Annotated in this window: 23 protein-coding genes; 6 read left to right on the top strand and 17 right to left on the bottom strand. The window is 46.4% G+C overall.

Annotated features, from left to right (window positions below; genetic code table 11):
- Positions 1-150: 150 nt before the first annotated feature.
- The 7 genes from BUQ91_RS05025 to cobA all read right to left on the bottom strand — a co-directional run bounded on the left by BUQ91_RS05025 (position 151) and on the right by cobA (position 6,912).
- Positions 151-450: a hypothetical protein gene (locus tag BUQ91_RS05025; protein ID WP_072828817.1), complete on the bottom strand. Its 300-nt coding sequence runs from the start codon at positions 448-450 to the stop codon at positions 151-153.
- Between the two features lie 87 nt (positions 451-537).
- Complete coding sequence (gene hemL / locus BUQ91_RS05020) at positions 538-1,824, bottom strand: glutamate-1-semialdehyde 2,1-aminomutase (protein ID WP_074208377.1); 1,287 nt, start codon at positions 1,822-1,824, stop codon at positions 538-540.
- A 79-nt stretch (positions 1,825-1,903) separates the two neighbouring features.
- Complete coding sequence (locus BUQ91_RS05015) at positions 1,904-2,713, bottom strand: mechanosensitive ion channel family protein (RefSeq protein WP_074208376.1); 810 nt, start codon at positions 2,711-2,713, stop codon at positions 1,904-1,906.
- Between the two features lie 15 nt (positions 2,714-2,728).
- Positions 2,729-3,694, bottom strand: a complete 966-nt coding sequence (gene hemB, locus BUQ91_RS05010) for a porphobilinogen synthase (RefSeq protein ID WP_074208375.1) — start codon at positions 3,692-3,694, stop codon at positions 2,729-2,731.
- A 147-nt stretch (positions 3,695-3,841) separates the two neighbouring features.
- Positions 3,842-4,222 carry a hypothetical protein gene (locus BUQ91_RS05005; RefSeq protein ID WP_074208374.1) on the bottom strand — a complete coding sequence of 127 codons (381 nt, stop codon included), beginning with the start codon at positions 4,220-4,222 and terminating at the stop codon, positions 3,842-3,844.
- A gap of 78 nt (positions 4,223-4,300) precedes the next feature.
- The gene (locus BUQ91_RS05000; protein WP_074208373.1) at positions 4,301-5,197 is read right to left on the bottom strand and encodes an NAD(P)-dependent oxidoreductase; all 897 of its coding nucleotides are present in this window, start codon (positions 5,195-5,197) and stop codon (positions 4,301-4,303) included.
- Positions 5,197-6,912, bottom strand: a complete 1,716-nt coding sequence (cobA, locus tag BUQ91_RS04995) for a uroporphyrinogen-III C-methyltransferase (protein ID WP_074208372.1) — start codon at positions 6,910-6,912, stop codon at positions 5,197-5,199. Before cobA ends, BUQ91_RS05000 begins: the two co-directional genes overlap by 1 nt.
- Before the next feature lie 54 nt (positions 6,913-6,966).
- On the opposite strand from cobA, the gene BUQ91_RS04990 reads away from it, so the two are divergent.
- Complete coding sequence (locus BUQ91_RS04990) at positions 6,967-7,524, top strand: deoxycytidylate deaminase (protein WP_072828830.1); 558 nt, start codon at positions 6,967-6,969, stop codon at positions 7,522-7,524.
- Between the two features lie 144 nt (positions 7,525-7,668).
- Here BUQ91_RS04990 and hemC read toward each other — a convergent pair whose 3' ends face one another.
- Both hemC and hemA read right to left on the bottom strand, forming a co-directional pair.
- Positions 7,669-8,634, bottom strand: coding sequence for a hydroxymethylbilane synthase (gene hemC / locus BUQ91_RS04985; RefSeq protein ID WP_074208371.1), 966 nt, complete (start codon positions 8,632-8,634; stop codon positions 7,669-7,671).
- An 8-nt stretch (positions 8,635-8,642) separates the two neighbouring features.
- On the bottom strand, positions 8,643-9,908 hold the full coding sequence (gene hemA / locus BUQ91_RS04980) for a glutamyl-tRNA reductase (RefSeq protein ID WP_074208370.1): 1,266 nt from the start codon (positions 9,906-9,908) through the stop codon (positions 8,643-8,645).
- Positions 9,909-10,066: 158 nt separating this feature from the next.
- On the opposite strand from hemA, the gene BUQ91_RS04975 reads away from it, so the two are divergent.
- Positions 10,067-10,759, top strand: a complete 693-nt coding sequence (locus BUQ91_RS04975) for a hypothetical protein (protein ID WP_074208369.1) — start codon at positions 10,067-10,069, stop codon at positions 10,757-10,759.
- Between the two features lie 7 nt (positions 10,760-10,766).
- Here BUQ91_RS04975 and BUQ91_RS04970 read toward each other — a convergent pair whose 3' ends face one another.
- From BUQ91_RS04970 to BUQ91_RS04950, 5 genes are all read right to left on the bottom strand, one after another.
- Positions 10,767-11,864 carry an Lrp/AsnC family transcriptional regulator gene (locus BUQ91_RS04970; protein ID WP_139299691.1) on the bottom strand — a complete coding sequence of 366 codons (1,098 nt, stop codon included), beginning with the start codon at positions 11,862-11,864 and terminating at the stop codon, positions 10,767-10,769.
- Positions 11,865-11,886: 22 nt separating this feature from the next.
- Positions 11,887-13,059: a putative heme d1 biosynthesis radical SAM protein NirJ1 gene (gene nirJ1, locus BUQ91_RS04965; protein WP_074208368.1), complete on the bottom strand. Its 1,173-nt coding sequence runs from the start codon at positions 13,057-13,059 to the stop codon at positions 11,887-11,889.
- Positions 13,060-13,088: 29 nt separating this feature from the next.
- Positions 13,089-15,596, bottom strand: coding sequence for an InlB B-repeat-containing protein (locus BUQ91_RS04960; RefSeq protein ID WP_074208367.1), 2,508 nt, complete (start codon positions 15,594-15,596; stop codon positions 13,089-13,091).
- A 162-nt stretch (positions 15,597-15,758) separates the two neighbouring features.
- Positions 15,759-16,901: a tRNA guanosine(34) transglycosylase Tgt gene (gene tgt / locus BUQ91_RS04955; RefSeq protein ID WP_074208366.1), complete on the bottom strand. Its 1,143-nt coding sequence runs from the start codon at positions 16,899-16,901 to the stop codon at positions 15,759-15,761.
- 302 nt (positions 16,902-17,203) lie between these two features.
- A complete protein-coding gene (locus BUQ91_RS04950) occupies positions 17,204-17,812 on the bottom strand; it encodes an FISUMP domain-containing protein (protein ID WP_074208365.1) in 609 nt (202 codons plus the stop codon).
- Positions 17,813-17,976: 164 nt separating this feature from the next.
- On the opposite strand from BUQ91_RS04950, the gene BUQ91_RS04945 reads away from it, so the two are divergent.
- The 3 genes from BUQ91_RS04945 to nifJ all read left to right on the top strand — a co-directional run bounded on the left by BUQ91_RS04945 (position 17,977) and on the right by nifJ (position 23,105).
- Complete coding sequence (locus BUQ91_RS04945; RefSeq protein WP_072828850.1) at positions 17,977-18,672, top strand: peptidase-C39 like family protein; 696 nt, start codon at positions 17,977-17,979, stop codon at positions 18,670-18,672.
- Positions 18,672-19,343: an N-formylglutamate amidohydrolase gene (locus BUQ91_RS04940; protein WP_074208364.1), complete on the top strand. Its 672-nt coding sequence runs from the start codon at positions 18,672-18,674 to the stop codon at positions 19,341-19,343. Before BUQ91_RS04945 ends, BUQ91_RS04940 begins: the two co-directional genes overlap by 1 nt.
- A gap of 192 nt (positions 19,344-19,535) precedes the next feature.
- Positions 19,536-23,105, top strand: a complete 3,570-nt coding sequence (gene nifJ, locus BUQ91_RS04935) for a pyruvate:ferredoxin (flavodoxin) oxidoreductase (RefSeq protein ID WP_074208363.1) — start codon at positions 19,536-19,538, stop codon at positions 23,103-23,105.
- Positions 23,106-23,414: 309 nt separating this feature from the next.
- Here the strand turns inward: nifJ and BUQ91_RS04930 are convergent, their stop codons facing one another.
- Genes BUQ91_RS04930 through BUQ91_RS04920 form a run of 3 tightly spaced genes read right to left on the bottom strand, consistent with a single transcriptional unit; the run spans position 23,415 to position 25,382 of the window.
- Positions 23,415-24,038: a PrsW family glutamic-type intramembrane protease gene (locus BUQ91_RS04930; protein ID WP_074208362.1), complete on the bottom strand. Its 624-nt coding sequence runs from the start codon at positions 24,036-24,038 to the stop codon at positions 23,415-23,417.
- A complete protein-coding gene (locus BUQ91_RS04925; RefSeq protein ID WP_074208361.1) occupies positions 24,025-24,798 on the bottom strand; it encodes a hypothetical protein in 774 nt (257 codons plus the stop codon). Before BUQ91_RS04925 ends, BUQ91_RS04930 begins: the two co-directional genes overlap by 14 nt.
- A gap of 2 nt (positions 24,799-24,800) precedes the next feature.
- The gene (locus tag BUQ91_RS04920) at positions 24,801-25,382 is read right to left on the bottom strand and encodes an RNA polymerase sigma factor (protein WP_074208360.1); all 582 of its coding nucleotides are present in this window, start codon (positions 25,380-25,382) and stop codon (positions 24,801-24,803) included.
- A 319-nt stretch (positions 25,383-25,701) separates the two neighbouring features.
- Here BUQ91_RS04920 and BUQ91_RS04915 point away from each other — a divergent pair, with 319 nt between their 5' ends.
- Positions 25,702-26,022: a hypothetical protein gene (locus BUQ91_RS04915; RefSeq protein ID WP_074208359.1), complete on the top strand. Its 321-nt coding sequence runs from the start codon at positions 25,702-25,704 to the stop codon at positions 26,020-26,022.
- The last annotated feature ends 48 nt before the right edge of the window (positions 26,023-26,070 follow it).

The raw sequence follows: 26,070 nt of genomic DNA, 5'->3' as shown, positions 1-26,070 counted from the left end.
TGGATCCTTCGGCAATGCCTCAGGATGACGGTATAGCGGATAATGCCGCAAAAAAACGGCACTGTAGAAAAATAATTGAAAACCACCCCGTCACTGACGGGCGAGCAATAAAAAATCCGGCTTCTTAAGAAGTCGGATTTTTTTTCAAATTTACTTGTTATCAGCGCAGTATTTGTTGGCCATGTCAAGCAGCTGTTCCTTGCCCACCTTTACATCAAATTCCTTGGGTTCAAGGGAGCTTAATGCACCGCCATAAGTCATGGAATAACCGTTTTCAGTCTGCGTGAAAGTAACGGAGCCACCTTTCGTTGTGGCTGTAGCCGAGTTTTCGGTACTAGAAACCGTACAATCGCTGGCATCAGTAACAACCGACGAGGCTTTAGAAGCGGCGGCGCAAGCAGAGAGAAGGACCGCACTTCCAATAGCAGCAAGAATCATGATTTTTTTCATTTTTATTCTCCATCTTGTTGATTATGATACCAATAATATATAACATAATTCAATCAAGATAAATAATAAAAATTTAACAATCCAGAACTACAACGCCTTGAGCACTTTGCGTGCGGCTTCAATCGTACGGTCGATGTCAGATTCGCTGTGTGCTGCACTCACGAAAATGGCCTCGAACTGACTTGGTGCCAAGTAAATGCCTTCGTCAAGCATTCCAAGGAAATAGCGACGGAAAAGTTCCAAGTCTGATTTTTGCACGTCGGCAAAGCATGTGACCGGACCTTCGGTAAAGAAGATGCAGCCCATAGAACCGACCTGGTTTGTCGCAAGCGGAATTTCTGCAGACTTTGCGGCATCTTGGAGACCGGCAATCAAGCGTTTCGTCATTGCTTCGGCATGCACATAGTATTCAGGGTGTGCATTGAGTTCACGCATCGTCGTTAGCCCTGCCGCCATCGCCACCGGATTGCCCGAGAGCGTGCCTGCCTGGTAAATTCCTCCGAGCGGGGCAATCTGTTGCATCACATCCAAGCGGCCGCCATAAGCGCCCACCGGCATGCCACCGCCGATGATTTTTCCGAACGTCGTCAAATCCGGCTTAATGCCATAGAGACCTTGTGCGCAATGGATGCCGACACGGAAACCGGTCATGACTTCATCGACAATGAGCAAAGCGCCATGTTTTTTAGTCTCTTCAGAAAGCGTCTGCAAGAACTCCGGCTTCGCAGGGACAACGCCCATGTTGCCCGCTACCGGTTCAACAATCACGCCTGCAATTTCGTCGCCAATCTTGTCGAAAAGGTCCTTAACGCCAGCCACATCGTTGTACTGGAGCGTGAGCGTGTACTTTGCCAAATCCGCAGGCACACCCTTGCTGCTCGGCTTGCCCGTCGTGAGCATGCCCGAGCCAGCCTTGATAAGCAAGCTATCGCTATGGCCGTGATAACAGCCTTCAAACTTGACAATCTTATCGCGACCGGTAAAACCGCGAGCCGCACGGATAGCACTCATCGTTGCTTCGGTCCCGCTGTTCACCATACGAATCATCTCGACGCTCGGAACAAGCGACATCACAAGCTTTGCAAGTTCCGATTCCAAGCCGCACGGAGCACCAAAACTTAATCCGTTTTTTGCCGTTTCCGCAACCGCATTAATCACAGCATCGTGCGCATGCCCCAAAAGCATCGGGCCCCAGCTACCCACGTAATCGATATAATCGTTTCCATCGACATCGTAGATGTGACTCCCCTTCGCACGGGCAATAAACGGAGGCGTAGCCCCCACGTTACCATAAGCACGTACAGGGCTGTTCACGCCACCCGGCATAAGCGTTTTCGCTTCAGCAAACAACTTTTCGCTTAAAGAATGATTCATAAAAATTCCTTAATGAGTTACTAGTTACTAGTTAATAGTTACTAGTAAAAAGCACAGCTAGTAACCAGTAACTCAAAAATTATTCTTTCACAATATGCACCACACGCTGCGGGAACGGGATAGAAATGCCGACCTCGTCAAAGCGTTCCTTCACAGCCTTCATGTACTTGCAGCGCATGTCCCAGTAGTTTGCAGTCTTGACCCAAACTCTCATATTGACACAAACCGCGCTATCATCAAGCGACGAAACATAAAAAGATGGTTCCGGCATTTTTAGCACTTCAGAATCAGATTCTACAAGTTGCTTCATTTCGGCCATAGCCTTTTCTGCCGAGTCCGCGTAATCAATACCAAATGCCAAATCCAAACGGCGAACCGGATTACGGCTAAAATTGATAATGGGAGCGCCCCACAGCATACTATTCGGAGCAGAAACGTAAAGACCATCCAACGAAATGAGAATCGTATTGAAAAGTCCCACGCCAACGATTTTGCCCTTCAAAGAACCACATTCGATATAATCCGAAGCGCGGAACGGATGGAGGAAAAGCAATAGAATCCCCGAAGCGATGTTGCCAAGCGTATCCTTCAAAGCAAGGCCAATGGCAAGAGAAGCAGCACCAATCACAGTCACGATTCCAGCGGTATTCACACCGAGAATATGCAGAATCATGAGCAAACCGACAATGTACAGCGCATAAGAAAAAAGCGAATAAAGTAGCGGTTTTACCGATTCATCTGCACCTTTCTTAATAGCGAAATTAAGAATAAGTTTGATAATCGCCAAGATAATGGCGATAACGACAAGCACGGTCGCAATTTCAATGATGTTCTGAGCAATAGCATTCGTGACACCGACATTTTTCAAGAACGATTCGAATTCTTTCATGATAAAGTTCCTTTTTTAAAGAATGTTCTTTTCCATAATTTCCTTGGCGTGGTACGTGATAATAATGTCAGCACCGGCGCGCTTGAATGCAATCATGTTTTCGCGGATAATCGCATTTTCGTCAATCCAGCCCATCTTTGCAGCCGCCTTAACCATGGAATATTCACCGCTTACGTTATACACAGCGACCGGTACATTGCTGATTTCTGCGGTCTGGCGGAGCACATCAAGGAACGCAAGGCCCGGTTTTACCATCACGATATCGGCACCTTCTTCCAAATCAAGCTCCACTTCATGCAAGGCTTCGCGGCCATTGCGTACATCCATCTGGTAAGATTTGCGGTTGCCAAAGTGCGGAGCAGAATCAGCAGCATCGCGGAACGGTCCGTAGAAAGCACTTGCAAACTTTGCGCTGTACGCCATAATCGGAGTGTTCGAGAATCCGTTTGCATCCAACATTTCACGAATGGCAGCCACTCGGCCATCCATCATATCGCTCGGAGCGACCATATCGGCACCCGCTTCAGCATGGGAAAGAGCCGTCTTTGCCAAAAGTTCAAGCGACGGATCGTTATCCACATCGCCATCCTTGATGATGCCGCAATGACCATGGCTCATGTATTCGCAAAGGCACACATCCGTAATAACATACAAACTCGGAAATTTCGCCTTGATGGAGCGCACAGCACGCTGCACAATACCATTCTTATCGTAAGCAGAAGTCGCCATCTCGTCCTTGTGATTCGGAATTCCAAACAGCAAAATGGACTTGATGCCAAGCGCCACGCAGCTTTCAAGTTCCTTCAGGATTTCGTCAATCGAAAAGCGGAACTGGTCGGGCATGGACGGGATTTCTTCTTTCACCCCCTCCCCTTCAACCACGAACATCGGGTAAACGAGGGCATCGGGATTCACAGCAGTTTCAGCAACCATGTTGCGGATAACTTCATTTTTACGTAAGCGACGAGGACGAATAATCATAATTTAGTAGTCGGTAGGAAGTTAAATGTAGTCAATAATTTGAACAATCCTAATTATAGTAAATAACGGGGGTATTCATCCATGCATAAAAAAAATCCGGTCACAGAGACCAGATTTTTCGAATCTAACACAAAAAAGCTGTTTGCATTAAAGAGCGTCAGGATTCATTTCTGCGCAAGAGAAATGAGCGGCCGCATCATCATAGAAATATTCAACCTGATTCTGCACATTGCAAGCAAGCTTTGCCGGAGCACAACCAGTACCAATTGTATAAGCGGTTTTATCCAAATCGCTTATCGGGCCGCACTTCGCCATGAACGATTCCACGGCAGCATCATCGGCGGCAATAGCATAGCAATAATGCTGTTGCATGCCTGCAATAGTCATGACTTTGTCACAAGAAACAACACTCTTATTATCAAGCTGTGTGGTATTTCCCGAGCCTCCCGCATTAGAAGAAGAATCATCACCACAAGCAGTAAGTGAAAGAACGGCGCCGAAAGCGGCAACAACCATAAGTTTATTCATATATACTCCTTATTTATAAAGTTGTATATATAAGTACAAAATATCACAAATAAAAAAGAACAGATTTCAAATAAATTTTTATTTACTTTTAAAATTTTGTTCCATCTTTTCCAGACCTTCGCGCCATTCCGTTTGGATTTTATGCTTGAGTTGTTTAGCAAGCGAAGGAGCGTATCCCTGCGTAGATACAGTCACTACGATATTTTCGCCAAAATTCATTCGTGCAGGCACTATAAAATCACCACTGCGGTAATCGCAAGCATTGTTCACCAAGATGCGGCGTGCATGGGCATCGTTGTTGACAATCGCATTTACAGCCGGCTTATCTGTGCAAATAAACACCATAAAGACACCGCATAAATCCAACGATTCATATTCGCGTTCTTTAAGCGAAAGCTGCGGTTTATCTTCTGCAAGAGTCTTAAATTCAGACAAGAACTGCGGTGCAACTACAGTAATGCGAGCACCTGTTGGCATAAGCGTTTTGACTTTACGAAGCGCAATAGATCCACCACCCACAACGAGAACGTTACGTCCTTCAAGATTAAGTTCGATGGAGAAAAGTGAATGATTTTGCGAGAAGGTAGATTGTTTTGCTTCGTTCGCGATGACTTGTTCGCTTTCGTTCTGCGCAGTGCGAAGGCCTGAAACCACCATACTCGAGAATTCTTTCCAATCACCAAGGCAAGGCAAAAGCGTTATTGGGATCTGCGGAAATTCCGCCTGAAGTTTTGCCACCACTCGCGGCACATCATTCTTTGTATGTTGACCGTTCAGCAAAAGATACGGCAAAAGGGTCACTGATTCCACATCTTCGCGCAAAATGGTACGCAAGTCGTTTTCTAAATCTAAAAGACTTGTGCTAGCGACACGCGTACCCGGCAAATCATGATGCAATCGGTCGAGGATTTCTTCAAATCCTTTGTACGCACCCGGCAAAATGCAATGATGAGCGATGATAAGAATGGCTTTCATTATGCGTTCTTCCCCATCGTGTAATACTCCACGATTTTTTTGACGAGTGAATCCATCGTCGTTTCGTCGGATGTGATAGTTTCAAAGCCATGCTTGCGGGCAGAAGCTTCTGTCATGCGACCAATGCAAAAGGAGATGCAAGATGCTTTTTTAACAACGTCATCCTGAGAGAGCTTTTCGAACGAAGGATCCAGAGAATCACTGAATTCTTCACTTCGTTCAGAATGACGCGTTTTTTCATTTGAAATCATCTTAACGAAATTCTCGACAGCACTGGTGCTGGCAAAGACAACTGCATCGGCGGATTCAACGGCTTCGCGTTTCCATTCCGGAAGTTCTGCAACCGGGAGCGTTTCGTAAACGACCCAACGAGTTGCTTTCGGCAAGAGTTTGAGCAAAGTATCGTCTGCGAGATTGCCTTGCAAAAGAAGGATGCGGAATTCGTCGTGAACCACATTTTGCAACAACAGGCCCAAACCTTCACCGGTGTGGTCTTCAGGAACGTAATCGCAACGGATGCCGTATTCAAGCAACTTCTTTTCGGTGATTTTCCCAACACTTGCAATTTTTTTGCCGGCAAGCACGCGCACATCGTAACCCGCCGCGAACAACTGCTTAAAGAAACTTTCTACGCCATTCGTACTTGTGAACGCGAGAATGTCAAAATTTTTGAGGTCTTCGAATTCGACAGGCTCAACAACCTTATTTTCAGAAGAATTGGAGATGCCGGAACGGAGTCCGGCATGACAACAAGGGAAAACATCCCGTGTTTCAATCATCGGAGTTTCGATGACTTCAGCACCGAGAGCAGTAAGGCGTGAAGTAATTCCGCTAGATTGTTTTGCGGCACGCGTTACAACCAAGCGCTTACCCGAAAGTGGCCAATTCTTTTTCCAAGCCAGAGTCTTGCCAAGTTCAACAACTCCACCCATAATCGTAATTGCGGGTGCCGTCACTTGTTCACGTACAATGGTCTCTCCCGCAGTTTCAAGCGTCGCCATCACAGTACGCTGGAACGGAGTAGTTCCTTTTTCAATAAATGCAAGCGGAGTCTTCGGGTCTTTACCGCACTCAATTAAACGACGGGCAATATAATCCATATTGGCAATACCCATCAAAAAAATAAGTGTTCCCTGGCACTTTGCGAGATTTTCAAAATCCAACGAGAGATTGCATTGGATTCTATCGCCTTCGGCTCCAGAATGATAGTCACCCTGGAGTGCAGCGATAGGGGGCACGTCGGATTTTTCTTTTTCATGTCCTGTGATAATATGGAAACTTGTTGCAATTCCGCGATGGCTCACGGGGATACCCGCATACGCCGGAACAGCAATTGCAGAAGTCACGCCCGGCACAACTTCAAATTCAACGCCTGCAGCCACGAGCTCCAAAGCTTCTTCGCCACCACGACCAAACACGAACGGGTCACCGCCCTTGAGTCGAGCTATGGTAGCCCGCGGCATTTCACAAGCAAACTTCACCAATAGTTTGTTAATTTCGGACTGTTTTACTTTATGGTGCGTCGGCATTTTGCCCACATCAACCATCTTAGCCTTGCTATTACACATTCCAAGAATTGCAGGTGAAACAAGACGGTCGTAAACGACGACATCAGCCTTTTCCAAAATTGCATGGGCACGTAGAGTCAAGAGTCCCGGATCGCCAGGGCCAGCACCAATCAAATAAACTTTGCCAAAATCATTCAATTTTTCCATCGAAACCAAATTTAGAAAAAGTTCGGCACTAAAATTTTGCCTATATTTTTGAGCATGAATAGTTCTAGAGCAAAGCTTCGCGACGAAGTCTATACACAGATGATGTGTGCACAGGCTCGTCTTTCCAAAGATCAGAATACCCAAATGGGCGCAGTTCTCGTCAGCGCAGATGGACGCGTCATCAGCACAGGTTACAATGGTGCTCCTGCAGGATTTGACGACGAGACCGTTCCGTACACCCGCGAAAAACAACTCCTCGCCTACGACCTTTTGGACGCCGACACGGGTGACCTCATCAGCCATCACGAATTCGAAGCGAACAAGTATCCGTTCATGGTCCACGCCGAAATCAACGCTCTCCATTACGCACGCGGCAAGGTTCCACCGGGATCAAAGCTCTACGTGATTGGCTTCCCTTGCGAACGCTGTTCTCTAGACATCAGCCTTTCCGGTGTTGCCGAAGTGTTCGTGACCAAGGATGATTACGACCCCAAGTCCACGCTGAACAACAGCCGCGATACAGCCTACTACATGTTCGCTCAAGCAGGAATCGTCGTGACGCTTTGCGGCAAACGCATTCGCCCAATTGTTTCGAAGCCTGAAAAGAAATAATTTAGAGATTGCCACATCGCTCCGCGACTCGCAATGACGAAAATTTGACTAAACAAAGTTAATCCCGCACATTCCAAATGTACGGGATTTTTTTAGCGATACAAGATGGCGATTCCCGAACGGAGTCGGGAATGACAATGCAAATCACAATTGCTTTTGGATTTTTTGAGCAAGTTCAATGCCCAAATTCTTAGCTTGCAGAACGCAATCCGCAGAGTTCAAATCGATACATCCGGAGACTTCAGCACGGAGGAGTTTTTCCGACTTTTCGTCCCAGTATATACCGCGAATTTTCAAAGACTGCGCAATTCTATCAGCATTCTTTTCGCAAGAACCATCGTTAACAAATTCCGCAAAACTTGCGACCGGGAATTGGCAACCAGCATTGAGCGCCTTCAAATAAGCCATTTCCGCAGAGGCAATGCAGAATGTAGCAACATCGTTCGCACGAGCGAGAATTTGCGAAAGGTCCGCATGACCGGGGCCGCGCGACTCTTGAGGGTTTTCATCATTCAAAGTTTCAATCGCTAAAATCCCCTGACCACTAGCGGGGAGCACTTGTTCGGTGCTAAAATATTCCGTCACTTGGTCTGCAAGCCCCATACGCTTGAGCCCAGCGGCCGCAAGTACAACGCCATCGAGTTCTGCAAGTTTACCAATACGCGTCTGGATGTTTCCACGAATCGACACATATTCAATATCCGGACGAAGCGCTTTCAGCTGAACAATACGGCGAATACTACCCGTTCCAACGCGAGTGCCAGCAGGCAAATCCATAAAACGAGTACCTTCAGCGCCACCGCGCGAAAGGAAAGCATCACGTGGGTCTTCACGCTTCAAAACAGCAGCAAGCTTGAACTGCGGCAATACCTCGGCAGGCATATCCTTCAAACTGTGAATCGCAATATCCGCACGACCTTCAAGAAGCGCAACTTCCAATTCCTTGATGAACACGCCCTTGCCGCCAAAACTAGCAAGAGACTTGTCCAAACGGCGGTCGCCTTCGGTTGTCATGGAAACAAGTTCGTAAGGCACACCGATAGCATCAGCAGCCATCGTTGTCTGGGCCAAAGCCAAAGCACTTTTGCGAGTCGCTACACGAAGTTTCATCACGCCCCCTAATTACATTCGCGAAGACATTTCAAATACGTCAGCACATCTTCGGCCGAATTCGAATCTTTTACCTTGTACAAATAATCATTTGCCATCTTTTTAGCAAAGCGCTCGTACATCATCTGGATGCGTTTTTTGTCCGCATCAGACACTTCCGGAAGCGAACGCAGCAACTTTTCGGATTCTTCATTCGCGGTAGACACCATCTTTTCTGCAAAGACGTGAATATCCTTTGCAATATCGTCCATGCGATACCACTGCATGAATTCTTCGATACCTTGTTGCAAAATTTTTTGCGCCGCTTCGAGTTCAATCATTCGCAGTCTGCGGTTTTCAGATACAATTTGTTCCAAGTCATCAACGCAAACATATTGCACACCGGGCAAATCACCAATCGAGGCTTCCGCATTGCGCGGGTTCGCGAGGTCTACAACAAGTCGCTTTGAAGGGGCTGTCACGGCAGCCGAAACTTCTCTCTCAGGATGACACAATGCAATAGCTTTTTCAAATTCATCCATCGTGATAATTGGTTCTTGGCTTGCGCTGCAAAGAATCAACACATCACTCTTACCCACAACGCTGTAGCGGTCTTCAAAGCGGACGGGAGTCAATACATCACCGAACTTTTCCGCATTGGCAAAAGTCTTGCTACTTGCAAAAATCTTCGTCGTATTCTCTTGCACGTACTTGAGCATAAGCGAACCCATTTCGCCAAGCCCGACAATATAAACCGTACGATTTTCCAAATCATCAAAAGTCTTTTGCACCTGCTTCATCGCCAAAAAAGGAATGTTGCAGCTGAGCTTGCTCAAGTTCGTCTCAGTCTTGATACGCTTTGTCGTGTGAATAGCGCTTTGGAAAAGCTTGTTCAAACTGTTGCCCGTCGCCTTGAGCTGGAGCGCGGTTTCATAAGCACGGTCAATCTGGTGCAAAATTTGGTCTTCGCCCATGGCCACGGAATCAAGCCCCGCACACACGTTCATTACATGATGAACAACATCCTCGCCCGCCTTCGTATAGAAGAACTTTGCAAAATCATCATAGCTCTGGTGTGCTAGACTGCAAACATAGCGAACCAATTCGGCGGTATCCATATCGCGGTCGCTTGCGACGTAAACTTCAGTGCGGTTACAAGTGGCAAGAATCAAAAGTTCGTCAAACGGAGAGTGACTCAACGCCTCGGTCTTGACGTCCATCGGGATATAAAACTTTTCGCGAATCGCGATTTCAGCCACCTTGTGGCTCATTCCGGCCATGTAAATCTTGCGCATGTTCCCAAAGATAGAAAAATTACACTCCACCAATCGCAATATAGGGTATTTCGCCTCGACTCATGCTCTTTCTTAATTGAAAAATGCTTTTTCTTTCAAAAAAAATATTATATATAAATTTATAGAAACTGAATTATTTAGCTAGGATATTCAAGAGCATGATAAAAAGATTTTTCTTCAGCGCTATTATTTCGTTAGTTTTCGCATCGCAGGCCAACGCTTGGGATATGGGTACATATGTCGAAAACGCTCAAGCCGGAGAAGGGATAACCGACACAAATTCTGTCTGGAAAAACAACCAGAGTAAAGCAAACGAAGCCGACAGCAGCATGGCTTTGACAAAAGCGAATGCAAAACAAAATGAAATTAAAATCAAGCATCATGCAATCACATTTTCTTACGGCATTTATGCGCTGACTGATTTATTCGGTGCTAATAGAGCCGTTACTTCTTCGATTTTTTCATTGGGCAAACACATTGACGACACCGCACTATTGGGTGCATTCTCACTAGATTATGGTTATAAATTCGATGAATATTTCGAAACAGGTCTTGTATTCAACTTTGCGCACCCCACAAAAAGCATTTATACATACTCTTTCATGCCCAAATTTAGAGTGAATCTCAATGGTCAAGGATTTGTCCGGCCCTTTTTTGAAATTGATGCTGGATTCATGATTATTAAAGATGACTTTCTCAACAATAGTGACGAAGCAGAAACTCGTTCATCATTTATGTTCAATGTAACATTTGCCGGACTTGAAATCGGACGTTACGTCCCAATCACTCTCGGATTGCTTTCTTTGGGCCAGCGAGGATTATTTTACGTCGGGCTCGGTTTTCACTTTTAACAGCAAACTAAGCAAAAAACTTGAAGCTCGTCTTCTTGAGTTCCTTGAGGGAATGGAGGACAACATATTCGGGATTGCCTAGCAGAGCCGCAGATTCCTTAATGTAGCCATCCAATTCTTCTGGAGTCTGAGCGTGCATCATAGCATATACGTTATACGGAAATCCTTCAAAAGTCGGACGTTCGTAACAATGTGAAATAAAATGCTTTTTTGCAAGATCAAGAATTTTACTGGATTCTTCCAACCTTCGGTTGTCAGAATGACGTAAGGCTGGATTGTCTGAATGACGAGAGTCCGCAAACGGTTCCTCATTTAATCTAAAACATACCATCGCATTGCAGGGGAATCCTGCATCTTGATGCCGTAGAATAGCACCAAAACGACGCATACGTTTGGCCTCAATATCTTTGCGAAGTTCATCGCATGAAACGCCCCAATCCTTGAACGGAGTGAGCGTATGCGGAATGTCGTCACAAGCCGTGCGAATACGGGACTTGTCAACTTCAGTTAACACACCCGCAGTGGATTGCCGCGCCAGCCTCCCACGCTGTCGCTCGGAGCAGGTGTGGCTTGCAATGACGTTCTTTGTAGCATCATCATTTTTTTTGCAATCACAGTCTACTGGAGCTTTAGCCCCCATCACCGTATTGATTTTGTACTTCTTTGTAGCGGTGAGAACATGAACATCGCGCAGTTCTGTTACGGCACAAATTTTATCCACAATCGTCAAAATTTCAGATTCATTTTCAGCAATGACAGTAAACCATACATTGTATTTGTGACTGCGGATGTAATTATGCGTAATCGCGTGCTCATCATTTACAGCCGCCGCGAATTTTTCCATTGCAGTCTGCTCATGTGGTTCCACCGAAAAATCTTTTTCCGATGCAGGCACCATCCCTGCGCACAAACGAGATATAAAGCCAAGTTTCTTGGAATCGTAAACGCCACCGATACGGCGAATCACGCCTGAAGCACGCATTTTCTCAACTTCATCAAAAACTTCTTGTTCTGAAACGTTCAACATTTCCGCAAGCGCTTTATACGGGCGTTCCACCAACGGAAAGCCGTCTTGAATAATCGCGAGAAGTTTTTGGCACAACATTTGCGACACTTAACGAAGAACGTTACAGTCCAATTTCTTCATCCGTCAAATAGCAAGCAGGGTCTTCTGCCCAGAAGTCGCCTGTCACAGCCTCAGCACGCGTACGGAAATTGCCATTGCACAAATTCAAGAAAGCGCACTTCGGACAACGTCCCTTTAAAAGAGGCTTACGGTCCTTGAGCCCCGCCATAATCGGGTTCGACAAGTCCGTCCAAATATCGCCAAAGCTACGTTCGCGCACATTCCCGAGCGTAATGTATTGCGTAAACTGGTCCGGATGCACGTTACCAATGCTATCGATATTGCCAAACGCCATGCCACTGCGGTTACCGCCATTGCGCTTAATCAAATCCAAAATCTTTTCAGCACGTTCTGGATTTTCACGCTTCATGCGCTGGTACAGATAAACGGCATCGGCATGGTTATCGACCGTCAAGATTTCCTTGTTGATCCCGCGTTTCTTAAAGTCAAGCGTACGATCAATAATCAAGTCCATCACCTTGCGGCTCTCTTCATGAGTTAAGTCGTTTGCAACCATCGCACTTCCACGACCGCTATAGACAAGGTGATAGAAACAAACTCTGTCTATGTTCTCTGCTTCCAGCAAATCAAAAATGGCGTTCAAGTCTTGAAAATTGTACTTCGTAATCGTAAAGCGGAGGCCCACCTTCTGACCCGTTGCCACACAGTTGCGAATACCGCGCAATGCGAGCTGGTATGCGCCCGGCTTACCGCGGAACTTGTCATGAGTTTCTTCGCAGCCATCCAAGCTGATGCCCACATAGCCCACACCCATTGCCTTAAGTTTCTGCGCCACATCCGGCGTGATGCAAGTGCCGTTCGTCGAAATCGTCGGACGAATACCCTTGCTTGCTGCGTAGTTTGCAAGTTCAAAAAAGTCCGGACGCAAAAGCGGTTCGCCACCACTGAACAACAGCACCGGCACATTAAATTCGGCGAGCTGATCAATAAGCTTGATTCCCTCTTCGTGCGAAAGCTCGTTCTGGTACTTAATCGCCTCAGAACGCGCATAACAGTGAACGCACTTCAAATTACAAGTCTTCGTGCAATTCCAAACTACCACGGGACCGCGCCCCGCCCCCACGCCATTCTTCGCAGCATGCGCATGAGGTTCGTAACGAAGAGAATCCCCAAAATTCGGGGTGTCCATCAAAAGCTTAGTGATACTGATCATGGGCCCAAATCTAGAAAATTTTCTCTATATCAGAAGTACACTCCATAGTTCGGTCGCGTTTTCATATTGCGGCCTTTGACATCATACTTCGGGGCATATTTTTTCTTCAACGGTGTCGGGTCAATCGTCTTGCGAATTCCGCTTCTCGGACCACCAACACCATCCCTACCATTTACATTGAGCAAAACCTTATCATAATATTCATTGGCGAAATAGAAATTAGCGAGATATAAATTCTGCACTTCTGGATAAATTTGTTGGTAAGGCTTATTTTCAATCAACCCATAAAAAGCTTTATAGTTATCGTTATAGAAGAAATTACAGCTCATATACAAGCCACTGATGGAATGTCCGTTTCCATAGATGATTCCTGCAAAAATATTTTCATAGTTCATCGGATGCCAATCAACATAATCTTTATTCATGTTTTCGTTCACAACGATATCGTTCATGATTTTGATACAGGATTTTATAGGCGGTTTTTCGCTTAATTCATTGTTTGCAATTTCGTCAAAATAGAACAGTTCATGAACATTCGTTACAAGATAACAGCCGTCAGCATCTGTTGCTGGTTTTTGAGGTGCATAAATCCATACAGCTTTCAAATTAAATTCATCGTCTTTCGAATTGACATAAATGGAACGATCAAAGTCACCTAATTTATCCAAATTACCACCATTGGGGCCTATCCAGCCACGAAAAAGGAATCCTTCACGAGTCGGACTTTTAAGCAAAATACTTTCTCCGCTCATTGCTGTTTCCGGATTTTTCGCATCACCCATTGTGCCGCCGTCCAAGTTGTAAATAATCTTGATTTCTCGGGCACTCCATTTGGCATAAAGAACAATATCTTCGGTGTTACCCGTGGGCAATTCCGTTACCTTAGTTGTAAAGGAAGAATCCGAGTACCAGCCAACGAAAGTTTTCCCGTTTTTAGTGGGTTCTTTCAGCACGAACGTTGCAGAATCCGCATAACGGTAAGTCGGATTGCCTTTCTGTGCAGAATGATAAGCATTATAATAAGAACCATCGTTCACGTAAGTGATAGAATACCCGCTTTTCCACTTGGCAAAAATTTTATTATTTCCTTTATCTGTAGATTCAATTTTTTCTAATGGAGTTACAAAGTTTGAATCAGCAAACCAGCCTTCAAAAACATCGCCATTTTTTGACGCAGGCTTCAGCAATACTTCTTGTTTTGGCTTGTAGTAGCTTGGATTTGCAGAGTCATTGACGCCACCGGCCAAATCATACGCAATGTCGTAATACACACCGTTCAGCTTTGGACAAGCGTCCTTCCCGACATCTTGCGTCCAGATGGGGTAACTGGAACCATTCACGAGTTTTTCAAGAACGGTTCCATCGGAAAAAGCTGAGGCAGAAGCCGCACTCGCTTCAAATTCGTCATTAGTATAGGAATCAAGGTAAAAGGTATTTTCAGCCACAACTTTCCAGTCTGGAAAATCTTGACACTGAGTCAGACCTTTTTGGCTAATTGCCGAAAAAATCTCCTTTGCCTCAGCGGTTCCTACAAAGAAGGTATTTTTGAAAACGGAGAAATCAGTCCCGCCCACAAGGCCACCTCCGCGATACCCCACCAAACGTCCAGCAAAATAAGCATTTTCTACAGTTACCGCATTATGATTATTATCATAAGTGTTGGCTGCACGAGGGGCTTTGCTTATCGGAGTTTCAAGAGTAACATCTATACAATAGTCTTGTTGAACACGGGCATAACCGACAAGACCACCGACATAGCTCCCCCTGCTATCCAAAGTAGCCGTACTATAAACATTCTTCAGTGAAGTTCCAAAGCCTAGCGTATTAGCAATAAAAGAACCGACATAACCATTGCCAGCAAAATAAGAATCAACGATTCCCAAATTTTGAATTACATTGTTATAACCTCGCCCGGCTTGACCAACAAGGCCAATATTGCCATACAAGCCCGAGATAGTGTGGCCGTTCCCTTCGATCGTGCCCACAAAATTTTTAAAAGGTTTCCACCAATAATGAGTTCCCTCGTTCGGGGAACCGTCTGCTGCCAAGAGATTCTTGTTGACGACAATATCATTCTCAATGGAAACGCAGATTTGATGATTTTTATTTAATAGACTATCGGCAATCTTCACAGCACCGTAAAGTTCTGCGGCATCGTGAACCAGCATACATCCCGATTCATTCAGTTGCGGGATTTTCGCCTTCACTCCCCAGCGAGCATAAAGCGACAACCGTCCATTTTGGGTGCGGCTGACAGAAATAGCTGCATCAGCACGAGTAACAGCGTTATTATCGTAAGGAGATGAATTAAAATACCAGCCCAGAAACTCGGCACCATCCTTGGTGGGCGGGAAAAAATTAATTGAAGGGGCGTCCGAGCGATCGCTATATTTATACAAATAGGAAGATAAGTTTTCAGGATTATTCGTTCCTCCCTGCAAATCGTAATCAATATAAATCGTATCCCTAACTGCAACTACGGCAAAAGCATTTCCCGCGATAAGCAAGCAAATAAAAGCATAAAATGACTTCAACATATTTTCTCCCTAATATATAGCAATCATCCACTCGCTCATCAATATACATATAAATCCAACCTAGAGCAGGATTTATCCATGCTTTTTTAGACACGTTTTTCAAAATTAAAGATAGCGCGATTAATATGCTACAACAAAGGTATTATATGCTACAATATGATTTTATCCCGCATTTTCTTGCAGCATTTTCACTTGTTCATCAGCCCATTCTTCGAAGGTATCGTCTGCAATGTTAGATTTAACATCTTTCATCAAGTGGATATAAAAATGCAAATTATGAATGGCCGCAAGCGTCCAGCCAAGCGGTTCCTTTTCCTTGAAAAGATGACGCAAATATGCACGACTATAATTACGGCAGCAATAGCAATTGCAATTCGGATCAAGCGGCAAATCGTGCTGATGCGCAAATTTAGCGCCCTTGTATCGCAGCACGCCTTGGTGTGTATAAACTAAACCATCCTGAGCGTTTTTCGCAGGCAAAATGCAATCGCACATGTCCACGCCTCGCTTTACAAGTTCAATCAAATTCCACGGAGTCCCCACACCCATTACATAGCGGGCGCGATCTTCGGGCAATAAGTTTGTACAAAAGTCGGCAATTTCATACATCGTCTCGACAGGCTCGCCCACCGAAAGCCCACCCATCGCATAACCGTCTGGCTTAATTTCCTTGAGCGCTTCGATGGACTTCTGGCGCAATTCCTTGTGCATACCGCCTTGGACAATTCCAAAGAAATACTGCGGATAGCCGTGAATCGGAGGATTTTTCTCTAGCCATTCCTTTGCTTCGCGCGTCCACTTAAGCGTGAGCGCAAGCGACTTTTCGGCCTCCTCGACCGTACTCGGGTACGGAGTACATTCATCAAAAGCCATGATGATATCCGCACCGATTTCGCGTTGTGCATTCATCACACTTGCAGGAGTGAACAAATGACGTGAGCCGTCCAACAAACTTTTAAACTGGACGCCCTCTTCGGTAATCTTGCGGAACAGCTTTAAACTCCACACCTGAAATCCGCCGCTGTCCGTGAGCATCGGACGGTTCCAGCTCATGAACTTTTGCACGCCCCCCGCTTCGGCAATCAGTTTTGTGCCCGGTCGCAAGTAAAGGTGGTACGTATTCGCCAAGATGATTTCTGCATCAAGTTCGCGGATGTCGCGGCTCGTGAGCCCCTTGACCGTAGCCGCAGTCCCTACAGGCATAAACACGGGCGTCGTCACGTCTCCGTGCGCCGTATGGATAACACCAAGGCGAGCCTTGCTGCGGCCGCTTGTTTTTAAAAGTTCAAAAGGGTTTTCGTTCACGAAACCAAAAATACAAATCTTCTTTAATTGCTATGGATCCTTCGTCTTCGAACCTAATGGTTCTCCGCTCAGGATGACGGCAACCGTTACGATTTTTCGAGTTTAGGCTTTCGGTTTCGCGGGGTCAAATGGCGCATTGCGCTTTTTCCCGTATGCGTGGGCAAAACCTTCTGGCTTGCAGAAAGGGTTTGCTCAATTTTGTTTTCGCCAAGAGGACGGAACTGTCCCGTTAAGAGATTGTGGTCGATAGCCATAGGAGCTCCTAATGTTTTTGATGGTGATATAACTAATATAATATATTTTCAATTTTTTCCTTGGACACACCTCACAGATAAGGCAAATTTCTCGTATGTTTCATCAAAAGATGCGCTAGAACGTCCATTTTCGAACATCACACTACGAGCGTTGCTCCCCCGGACCTCGTCTCGGGTCCAAAAATAAGCATAATTTTCAAAAAAGCTAAAATACTCCATAAAATGATATCCGCCCTGGATTTCCGAGATAAAGCCACGCGATTTTAGAGAATCCGCTGCATATTCAGGGCCGCCCACCGCCGCAAACAAGCTATCGAAATCTGCCTTGGACGGAAGTTCCCAGCCATCTGGGCAAGCATTCATCGCCACATCCCATTCGTAGAGCCGCCCCTGTTTTTCACAGAAATCTTCACTATTATTAAAACAACCGGACCAACCGCGAACAGTATCAACAACTATCTCCAAATTTTCTTGATAATTGAGATTTTCAGCCATCCACACTCGCCCACCAATATCCAAAAGCTTGTATGTTTGCTGGTCACGAGAATCGGTAAAAAAATTTGCTCGAAATTCCGCACTGGACGGAGTCGAATCAGAACAGGCTAAAAAGCCAACGGCAAGCAAAGCGAAACAGCAAATCCATATTTTATCAATCATAAATTTAAAATAAGTATTTTAATAGAATTATTTCATTCCCGCAATAAAAACTATGCTTTATTTTTCTAGTAGCCAAAAACACATAACTAATAACAATTTTCTATATTTTAGCGTGGATTGACGATTTGGTAATCAAACCGCCACGGTTAATAACGAGGCACTCGATGGATTTGAAAATACTCCCTCAGCCAGACGATGTTACGTGCGGACCCACTAGCCTACACGCTGTTTATTCTTATCTTGGCTATAATATTCCCCTTAAAAAACTCATTTCCGAAATTGAATTTTTGGAAGAAGGCGGCACGCTAGGTGTATTCCTGGGTATAGACGCCCTCAAACGCGGATTCAAGGCTACAATTTATTCTTACAATTTAAAGATTTTTGACCCGACGTGGAGCAAGCTCAAGATGCCCGAACTCCGCGAAAAACTGGTCGCCTTGCACAAGGCAAAACATGCACCTAAGCTTAAAAAAGCAATTGACGCCTATATTAGATTTATCGACTTGGGCGGAACAGTCGCTACGGCAGACCTTCGCGCTAGCATGTTCGAAGGCTATTTCAAGCGCGGCATCCCTGTTCTTTGCGGCTTAAGCGCCACCTACCTTTATCGTTCCCCTCGCGAATACACCAACGATAACGACCAATCAGTTTTTGACGACATTCATGGCGAACCGATGGGCCATTTTGTGGTGCTTTACGGGCTTGACGAAAAAAAGCAATTCATGGTCGCAGACCCTGATTGTACAAACCCGATGGCAAACGGTCCTTACTATAAAGTGGACAAATTCCGTCTGATTCACAGCATTCTGTTGGGTGTCATGACTTATGACGGAAATATTCTTGTTGTGGAGAAAAAATAATGAAAGCACCGGCACTGATGATTACCTGCGAACATGCGAGCAACGCTGTGCCGGATTTCGTCCTGCGCGCTCTCCGCGATTCAAAGATTCCCGATGAAGTTCTCGCCTCTCACCGCGGTTACGACATCGGTGCGTACAACATATTTTCAAATCTTGTAAAACGGCTAAAACCGGACTTTCACTGTTCAAGCCGTTTTTCGCGCCTGGTGGTCGACATGAACCGCAGTTCGACAAGCAAGTCGTTCTATTCGGAATATACAGCAAGTTTACCAAGCGCAGTCAAAGAGTACATGTTTACTCTTTGGAAAAAATACCGTGAGAAAATCGAAAACTTTGTTTCCGGAATAATTTCCGCAAGAGAGCGAAAAATCGAAAAAGAAGCCCCTCTCAAAGTCATCCACTTGGGGATTCACAGTTTCACCCCGGTCTTGAACGACGTAGAGCGAGATGCCGACGTGGGAATTCTTTATGACCCCGCACGCCCCACCGAAGCAAAAATTGCAACGGCACTCATCAAGAGCATTCACGAACGTGCACCGTGGCTCAAAATCCGCAAGAACTACCCCTATTTGGGTAAATCCGACGGTCTCACCACAACGCTAAGGCAAAAGTTTGGCCCAAGCTACGCCGGACTGGAAATTGAAATTAACCAGAAATTGCTGAGCAAATAATAAATAGCGCATCCCCGAGCTGTGTCCGGGGTGACTATGCTAATATTTCCGCATTTTTTCAAAAATTGGTTGTCCGTTTTGGGTAATCTTATTTAATTTTATGCGTGGATTTTTGCCCTTCTTGCGTGTATCGCACGCCGAAGGTGTATATGATCAGATTTTTTACGAAAAAACCTAAAAACGGAGATATCCATGGCAAAAAAGATGATTGCGTGTGACGGTAACGAAGCCACCGCTAGCGTAGCGTTTGCTGTTAGCGAAGTTGCGGCTATTTACCCGATTACACCGTCTAGTCCTATGGCTGAGCACGCCGACAACTGGAGTGCTGCAGGCAAGAAGAATATTTGGGGACAGGTTCCCCGCGTGTTTGAAATGCAGTCCGAAGGTGGCGCTGCCGGTACCGTTCACGGTGCTCTGCAGGCCGGTGCTTTGACCACGACCTTCACCGCATCTCAGGGTCTTCTCTTGATGATCCCGAACATGTACAAGATTGCAGGCGAACTGACCCCCACGGTCTTCCACGTCACTGCACGTGCTCTTGCTATGCAGGGCCTTTCCATTTTCGGTGACCACTCCGACGTGATGGCTTGCCGCCAGACGGGTTTTGCGATGCTCGCCTCCAGCTGCGTACAGGAATGCCAGGACCTCGCTCTCGTGGCCCACGCTTCTACTCTCGAAAGCCGCGTTCCGTTCATGCACTTCTTCGACGGTTTCCGTACCTCTCACGAAGTGATGAAGATCGAAGCTCTCGAAGACGGCGTTATCCGTAACGTCATCGACGAAAAGTATGTGAAGGCTTGCCGCGAACGCTGCCTCACACCGGACCGCCCGACTATGCGCGGTACCGCCCAAAACCCGGACGTTTACTTCCAGGGCCGTGAAACGGTGAACCCGTTCTACGCCAAGGTTCCGGAAATTGTCCAGAAGTATATGGACAAGGTTGCAAGCTACACTGGCCGTCAGTACCACATCGTGGACTACGTCGGTGCTGCTGATGCAGAACGCGTCATTATTTCTATGGGTTCTTCGACCTGCACCATCGGTGACACCGTCAAGTACCTCAATTCCAAGGGCGAAAAGGTCGGTCTCGTGAACATCCGCCTCTATCGTCCGTTCCCGATGGAAGCTGTCGTTGCCGCTCTCCCGAAGACTGTCAAGAAGATTGCCGTCCTCGACCGCTGCAAGGAACCGGGTTCCGCAGGCGAACCGCTCTTCCAGGATGCCCTTACCGCTATTTCCGAAGCTGTGATGGCTGGCAAGATGGCTATGCCGAAGATGATCGGTGGCCGCTACGGTCTTTCCTCCAAGGAATTCACCCCGGCTATGGTCAAGGCCATCTTCGACGAACTCTCCAAGGCAGAACCGAAGGCTCGCTTCACAGTCGGTATCAACGACGACGTTTGCCACACGAGCCTCACCATCGATCCGAACTTCAAGCTCGAAAGCGACTTCTTCCAGGCCATGTTCTTCGGTCTCGGCTCTGACGGTACTGTCGGAGCCAACAAGAACTCCATCAAGATTATCGGTAACGAAACCGACAACTACGCTCAGGGCTACTTCGTTTACGACTCCAAGAAGTCCGGCTCCATGACCACCTCTCACCTCCGCTTTGGTAAGAGCATCATCGACGCCCCGTACCTCATTGGCGAAAACGAAGCTGACTTTGTTGCTTGCCACCATACTCCGCATCTCGAATCCATCGACATGCTCAAGTATGCCAAGGTCGGTGCAACGTTCCTCGTGAACACCCCGCACTCCGCCGACACCGTTTGGGATACCTTCCCGCGTCCGGTGCAGGAAGCCATCATCAAGAAGCACCTCAAGGTGTTCGTCATTGACGCTTACGCCGTTGCCGCAAAGACCGGCATGGGCCGCCGCATCAACACTGTGATGCAGACCTGCTTCTTCTCCAAGCTCGGTAACGTTCTCGATGCAGAAACTGCTATCAAGTACATCAAGAAGTACGCCGAAAAGACCTACGCCAAGAAGGGTATGGAAGTCGTCCAGAAGAACTGGGACGCTATCGACGCCTCTCTTGCCAACCTCTTCGAAGTCAAGGTTCCGTCTGCTGTCACCAGCACAAAGGAATTCCGCGCTCCGATCCACGGCAACGCTCCGAAGTTCGTGAACGAAGTCACCGCAGAAATCATCAAGGGCAACGGCGAACTCCTCCCCGTCTCCAAGATGCCTTGCGACGGCGTGTTCCCGACCGGTACCACCAAGTACGAAAAGCGCGACCTCGCCCTCAACATCCCGTCCTGGAATCCGGACGCTTGCGTGCAGTGCGGCAAGTGCGCTATGGTCTGCCCGCATGCAGCCATCCGCGTGAAGGTCGTTGACGAATCCGCCGTGAAGAACGCTCCGGAAGGCTTCAAGTACACTCCGGCCAAGGGCTTCAAGCTCGAAGGTTCCGAAAAGCCGGTGTTCGCTATTTCCGTGTCCAGCTACGACTGTACGGGTTGCGGCGTTTGTACGCAGGCCTGTATCGGTAAGGACAAGACCGACGAGACCAAGAAGGCCATCAACATGGTGCCGCAGGAACCCATCAAGGTCCAGGAAGGCAAGTGCTGGGACTTCTTCGTCGACCTCCCGGAATTCGACCGCACCAAGGTCAACAAGAACCTCGTCAAGCAGGCCATGCTCCTCGAACCGTTGTTCGAATTCTCCGGCTCCTGCGCAGGCTGCGGCGAAACCGCTTATGTGCGTCTCGTTTCCCAGTTGTTCGGTGACCGCATGGTTGTCGCCAACGCTACGGGTTGCTCCTCCATTTACGGTGGTAACCTCCCGACCACTCCGTGGGCAAAGAACAAGGAAGGCCGCGGTCCGGCATGGGCCAACAGCTTGTTCGAGGACAACGCTGAATTCGGTCTCGGTATGCGCCTCGCTATCACGAAGCATGCCAAGCAGGCTTTGAGCCTCCTCGAAGCCGTGAACGTTCCTGCTGAACTCAAGGAAAAGCTCACGACCCAGAAGCAGGACGACGAAGCCGGCATCAAGGCCCAGCGTGAAAACGTTGCCGCCCTGAAGGCCGCCCTCGCCGGTGCTACCGACGATGCATCCGTCAGCCTCCGCGACGAATTCGCCGACTACCTCGTGAAGAAGTCCGTGTGGATCTTCGGTGGTGACGGTTGGGCATACGACATCGGTTACGGTGGTCTCGACCACGTGATGGCCACGGGCGAAAACGTGAACATCTGCGTCCTCGATACCGAAGTGTACTCCAACACCGGTGGACAGGCTTCCAAGGCCACGAACCGTGGCGCTGTCGCCCTCTTCGCTGCCGCTGGTAAGCGCGCTGGCAAGAAGGACCTCGGCCTTATCGCCATGAGCTACAAGAACGTTTACGTGGGCCGTATCGCCCTCGGTGCAAACGACGCTCAGGCACTCAAGGTTCTTCAGGAAGCAGAAGCACACAATGGTCCGTCTCTGATCATCTGCTACTGCCCCTGCATCAACCACGGTTTCGATCTCAACAGCCAGCTTCAGCACCAGAAGATGGCCGTGGATTCCGGTTACTGGACTCTGCTCCGCTACAACCCGGCTCTCGCCGCCGAAGGAAAGGCTCCGCTTATCCTCGACTCCAAGAAGCCGACGATTCCGGTTGCAGAATACATCTACACCGAAAACCGCTACAAGCAGCTCACCCGTAACAATCCGGAAGTGGCCAAGAAGCTCGCCGACGACCTCCAGAAGGAAGTGGACGCCCGCTATGCCTTCTATGATGCCATGAGCAAGGATACCGAAGGGTTGATCAGCCTGTAAGGATGCCATTCCCGGCTTGACCGGGAAACTCCCTTTACAAAAAAGGCTCCCGTTCGAAAGAACGGGGCCTTTTGCTTTAGAAGCGGGCGTCCACCGCCAAGCAGAGGAGGCTACTCTTAAGTAGCCTTCGTAGCGCGGAGCATTCAACTCCATCAAAAGTTCCTATATGCGATAGTTGAATGCGGAGTCTCATACCGACGCACGCTTCGCATTCTATGACGTGATGTCCAAGGACACTGAAGGCCCGATCAGCCTGTAATCGGTTGACGATTAATTAAAACGCCCCGTCACGATGAGTAGCGTTTTTTTTTATTGATTCGTCTTTCCGTTAATCATATAAAGCATTATCGCGCAGATCATCGGCATCACGTACCCGATGTACGATGACACTCCAGGCTTAGAAACCAGCAAATTATAGAGCCCATGGACCGTCACGGAAAGCGACAACACACCAGCAATCCCTGCAAGCGAAAAAGCCTTGTAAGTTTTCAGCAGTTGCATTCCCTTAGCTAGCGCCACCAAAGTCACGATATGCATCACACCGACAGCAGCACCGCGCACGAGCACATTCGCCAGTTGCGGAGCACCCGATGACAAAATAAAGCAGCAATTCTCAAACGTTGCAAAACCTGCACCGATACCAACAGCACACAACTGGATTTCATCATCTGACGGATTAGACACATAAACGCAAAACAGCATCGATAAAAGCTTCATGCATTCCTCTATCATCGGAGAAAGAAAAATAGAGGTATCTTCAGCCGAGAAATCTGATAACACTTGAACATACCCAGAAATATACGCCGAAACAATGCAAACGATCATCCCCACAAGGAACGAGGCCGTCAAACGTCGTGCACTCCCCTTAGTGAAAAGCAAAGTAATCGCAAGCGGCACAGCAATGCAAATCAGAACATTTTCAGCATAAATCATCCATTAGTTCCCTTTTCATCGACGTAAACATTATTGGCAATACAATTATATTCACTCCAAAAGCCAAATTGTAATAAGGCAAGGGGCTCAAAAACATTGCAAGTTCCGTCCACAAAAAAAATGTCGAAGTAACAAAAAAATCCTTGCATCGAAAGCTCTTAACCCCAAGCCAAACCATCAAAGTAAACATCACCACAAAACACACCACATTTACAAATTCGTACAAAAACCCTTTCTCACATAGCAACGGGATTTGCAAAATCAAAACAGAAATACTCATCACAGCAGCGAGCAGCAGTTCCTTTCGAGCCAATACGCCCCTACTCCGCATTCCACGAATCAAAACCCATAAGAAATAGATATAGGGAATTCCGAATAAAATATCCTGAAGCCATTCCCCAGACCACGCAATCCATAACGCAATATTTGCACCAATAAACAGAAATGCGAAAACGATTTCACCAAGAATCCTTTTCTTGTCTTTCAGCAAAGATTCGAGCCCCGCCGACAAAAGTAGAATCATGGCGCACTCCCCTATTTCATTAGACGCAATCGGCATGCGCGTATCTGGTTTTAAAACATCATACGCGATCCAGTACAAATTACTCAAAAGAAAACTAACCATCGCCAACAGAAAAAAGAACGGAAGAAATTCATTTTTCCCGCTCTTCATCAATTGGACAGTTCTAACAATAACAACAACTAAAATAACAGATTGAAAAATGGTCATGATGACATCAAGCAGAGTCAATCCGCTCATTTTCACCCTTCTCCCGCCAAATGCGAATTATTCATCCGTTCGTACGCAATACGCAAAGCCTCTTTTCCTCGCGCTAGAATATTGTACGTCTGCTTTATGCTTTTCTTTATTATTCGGCTAATCTGTTCCGGCTTCATATTCTCGAAATACAAGAGGAATAACGCATTCCTATAATCAGCATCAATGGACTTCATCGCTCGATACACTTGTGAATCCGTCTCATTTTTCAATAGCATCCCCACTGGATGAAAACTAGCATCTGCCTCTACATTGTTCAAAAAATCGTTCGCAGAAGAAACAAATTTGACCTTACGTTTCCGTAAATAAAGCAACGCTTGATTTTTAGCAACCGCAAAGAGCCAAGTTTTAAACGACGCATCCTTATTTTCTTTATAGCGAGCCGTACCAGAAGCCAAAATTGCAAAAGTGTCCATCATCAATTCTTCGGCAACATCTGCATTTTGAACATATCCATACAAAAACAAGATTAAACCATCCCTATACTTTTCAAAAAGGACTTCAAGAGCATCTTGAGCATCGTCGTTTAAAAAACGGATAAACAATTGTCCATCAACATCGGGCATCACACACCTTTCCCATTATGACAACATTTTTGTAACAAAATGTAATTATTTAAATAAACTCATCAATATTGTAAACAAAATTTTAAAACAAAGTAGTGAGTAAAATTAAACATTCCTACAATTAATAAGTAGTAAAACCAGGAGTTTCTCTCGTGGTGTTTTAGAGTTTAAACTACACCTCAAAAAAAAGCGCTCAGGATCCTATCGTCCTGGGCGTTTTACGTTACTTGCTTATTTTTATTTACAATAAAATATTGAGTAAAAAAACTAAATTATGCAATTAAGTAGCATATAAAATATAAGCCATTAAGGAGGAAACTTGAAATACACAAAAGAAGACGCTCTTAAAGAAATAAGGCGACGAGCTGGAATAATCCGACAAAAACGAGAAAGAAGAACTACAAAGATCCTGACGACAACAGCATGCCTTACTTTAGTCGCTCTTTTTGCTGTAATAAGCGTATTTTCTGGTTCGAAGGTTTATGCAACGCCATCCGTGTACGGAGCATTTATTCTTTCTACAGAAACCGGCGGATTCATACTTGCCGCAGTTCTAGGATTTGTATTGGGAGTTGTGATAACGCTTTTAGTCAAGCATTCAAAAAAGAAAAACTCAAATAAAAAACAATCTGATTTGTAATTTACAAAAGTTCATTTTTTCAATTATGCAACGGAACCGTTTGATAAA

It is taken from the genome of Fibrobacter sp. UWB11 (genome assembly GCF_900143015.1).
Lineage (GTDB): Bacteria > Fibrobacterota > Fibrobacteria > Fibrobacterales > Fibrobacteraceae > Fibrobacter.
This window is presented reverse-complemented; position numbering and strand designations above follow the sequence as displayed.